Annotated in this window: 1 protein-coding gene and 2 pseudogenes; 1 reads left to right on the plus strand and 2 read right to left on the minus strand. The window is 74.4% G+C overall.

The features are described from left to right. Positions 1-109, plus strand: a pseudogene (locus tag AB0M20_RS39180) (23S rRNA (adenine(2058)-N(6))-methyltransferase Erm(B)); the annotation flags it as partial. On the opposite strand, the gene AB0M20_RS39185 reads toward AB0M20_RS39180, so the two are convergent. Together AB0M20_RS39185 and AB0M20_RS39190 are read right to left on the minus strand one after the other, a co-directional pair. Beyond that, positions 94-840: a hypothetical protein gene (locus AB0M20_RS39185; RefSeq protein ID WP_364306092.1), complete on the minus strand. Its 747-nt coding sequence runs from the start codon at positions 838-840 to the stop codon at positions 94-96. The pseudogene AB0M20_RS39180 and the gene AB0M20_RS39185 sit on opposite strands and share 16 nt — an antisense overlap. After that, positions 837-2,275: pseudogene (locus AB0M20_RS39190) on the minus strand (ABC transporter permease); the annotation flags it as partial. The pseudogene AB0M20_RS39190 and the gene AB0M20_RS39185, both read right to left, overlap by 4 nt.

Genomic DNA, 2,275 nt, shown 5'->3' on the forward strand with positions numbered 1-2,275 from the left:
TTTTACCCTTGAATTAGTACAGAGGTGTAATTTCGTAACTGCCATTGAAATAGACCATAAATTATGCAAAACTACAGAAAATAAACTTGTTGATCACGATAATTTCCAAAGAGCCGACGGGTCGGCCCGGCCGTCGATCGACATCTGAGTCGTGCCGTGGTCCATCTCGTTGATCGTGGCGGCGCCGGTGAAGACGGGCTCGCCGGCCCGGTCGCCCGCGTCGGCGGCGAAGTAGCCGTGCGATCCCCAGTAGCTCGCGGAAGGCTCGGCGACGCGGTAGACGCCGACCACGGTGAGCGGCTTGGGCGCACCCTTCGGCAGGAAGACCGGGCGGCGCGGGTCCTCGCTGAACTCGGCGTAGGTCAGCGTGATCGGGTCGCCGGGCGCGAGGGAGAGCCGGCGGGCGGCCTGCTCGCCGATCACCACGTCACCCTCGGCGATCAGGCACCGGCCGCGGGTGATCGCCAGGTGCGCGCACACGTTCTGCCGGTACGTGAGGCGCGACCGGACCGTCGCGTCGCGTTCGATCCCGATGGTGGGGTATTCGGCGGCGTACACGTAGTCGAAGCCCGGCAGGTCCGCCAGGGCCGAGCCGATCTCGCCGAACGTGATGTCGCTGCCGCCGGCCTCCGGATCGGTCTCGTCGTCGGTGGCCCTGATCTCGAAACCCAGCTCGTCGGGCAGCGCGGTGGCCACCTGGCCGGCCGCGACCGCCCGGTCCGCGGCCCGCAGATAGGCCGGGGCGGCGACCGCCGCCGCCACCGCGAACAGCGAGAGCAGCGCCAGCGTGACCGCCTGGCCGCGCCGGGTCCACAGCATGGCGAGGACGAGGGGGATCATCGCGCACCCCCGCGGAGCCGCCGGATCAGCGGCAGCACCGCGAACGCGGTCGTCGCCGCGAGCAGGACGAAGGCGACGAGTCCGGCCGACGCCAGCGCCGGCAGGCCGAGCGCACCGGGCGGCTCGATCTCCCGCCAGGCGTCGGTGAACGGCGGCACGACCACCCCGGCCAGCGGCCGCGCGACCGCCGCGGCCAGCAGCCCACCGGCGACGGCGGCCACCACCAGCACGCTGAGGCCCAGGTAACCGGCCGCGACCGCGTCCCGCCGGGCCAGTCCCTGCAGCCGCAGCGCCGCGAGCTGCTCGGTCTGCGCGCTCCGGTCCACCGCCGCCGCGACCGCGGCCGCGGCGGCCGCGACCAGCAGCCCGGCCAGCGCGGCGAGCAGCGCGAAGCGGGCGGCCACCGCCGGGCCCTGCCGGTCGAGCCGGTCCGACCGGGCGGCGGCCGACTCGTCGGCGGACACGGTGAGACCCGCCCCGGTCAACCGGTCCACGATGGACGAACCGGCGTTCGGCGCGAGCCACACCTGGTAGGACCCGCCCAGGTTGGTCTCGGCCGAGACCCGGCGCGCGGATTCGAGGTCGGTGAGGATGCCGGCGCCGCCGAGGACCGGCAGGACGCCGGGGGTGCCGATCACTCGGATCGGGGTGAGCCCGTTGCCGAAGGACAGCACGCCCGGGTCGGTGAAGCGCCACTCCTCGGGCTGCGGACCCGCCATCACCACCGGCAGCGGCAGCGGCGCGTCCACCACGTACGCCTCGGTGCCGGGAGAGGCCCCCGGATCCGCCGACCGTTCCGCGGCCAGGGTCAGCGCGCCGTCGCGGGCGGAGACCTCGGCGGCCATGCCCGCGATGTCGGAGCGCCACAGCCCGATGTCGCCGAGCTGCTCCACGCCCAGCAGGGTTGCGCCGCCCTGTGCTCCGCCCTGGGTGAGGCCGGTGACCGTGAGGGCGCTGTCCATCGTGGCCGGTTCGCCGAGGCCCAGGCGCACCAGGCGGCAGCCCTGCGCACACCCCCGGACCGGCGCGGCGGCGGTGTGCTCGCCGCGCCCGAACGGGCCGAAGGTCACCGGCACCGGCGCGCCGGTGGTCTCGTTCTGCAGCGTCACCACCAGCGACGCCGTGGTCCGGCGGTCGTTGCGCAGCCGCAGGGTCAGCGAGTCGCCGGTGACCGGTGGCGGGGCGGGCGACCGGCCGACGGAGGCGACCGCGCGGGACAGGGCCGCGGCCGGGCCGTACTCCGGCCGCCAGCTCGCCACCGCGGCCAGCCGGGAGCTGTCCACCGCCAGCACCGGCGGATCGCTCCCCCGATCGACCACCGCGGCCATCGCCGACCGGCCACCCGGGTCGGCGGTGCGGACCGCGTGCAGCAGCGCTGTCCGGCTGGGCGCCTGCACCGTGAGCACCCGCTGGGCGCCCAGCTCGACGGCGCTGC

The organism is Actinoplanes sp. NPDC051633 (assembly GCF_040681735.1).
In the GTDB taxonomy this organism is placed as follows: Bacteria; Actinomycetota; Actinomycetes; order Mycobacteriales; family Micromonosporaceae; genus Actinoplanes.

Coding starts and splice junctions, on each gene's coding strand:
- AB0M20_RS39185 (WP_364306092.1), bottom strand. CDS start 840: ATGATCCCCCTCGTCCTCGCCATGCTGTGGACCCGGCGCGGCCAGGCG.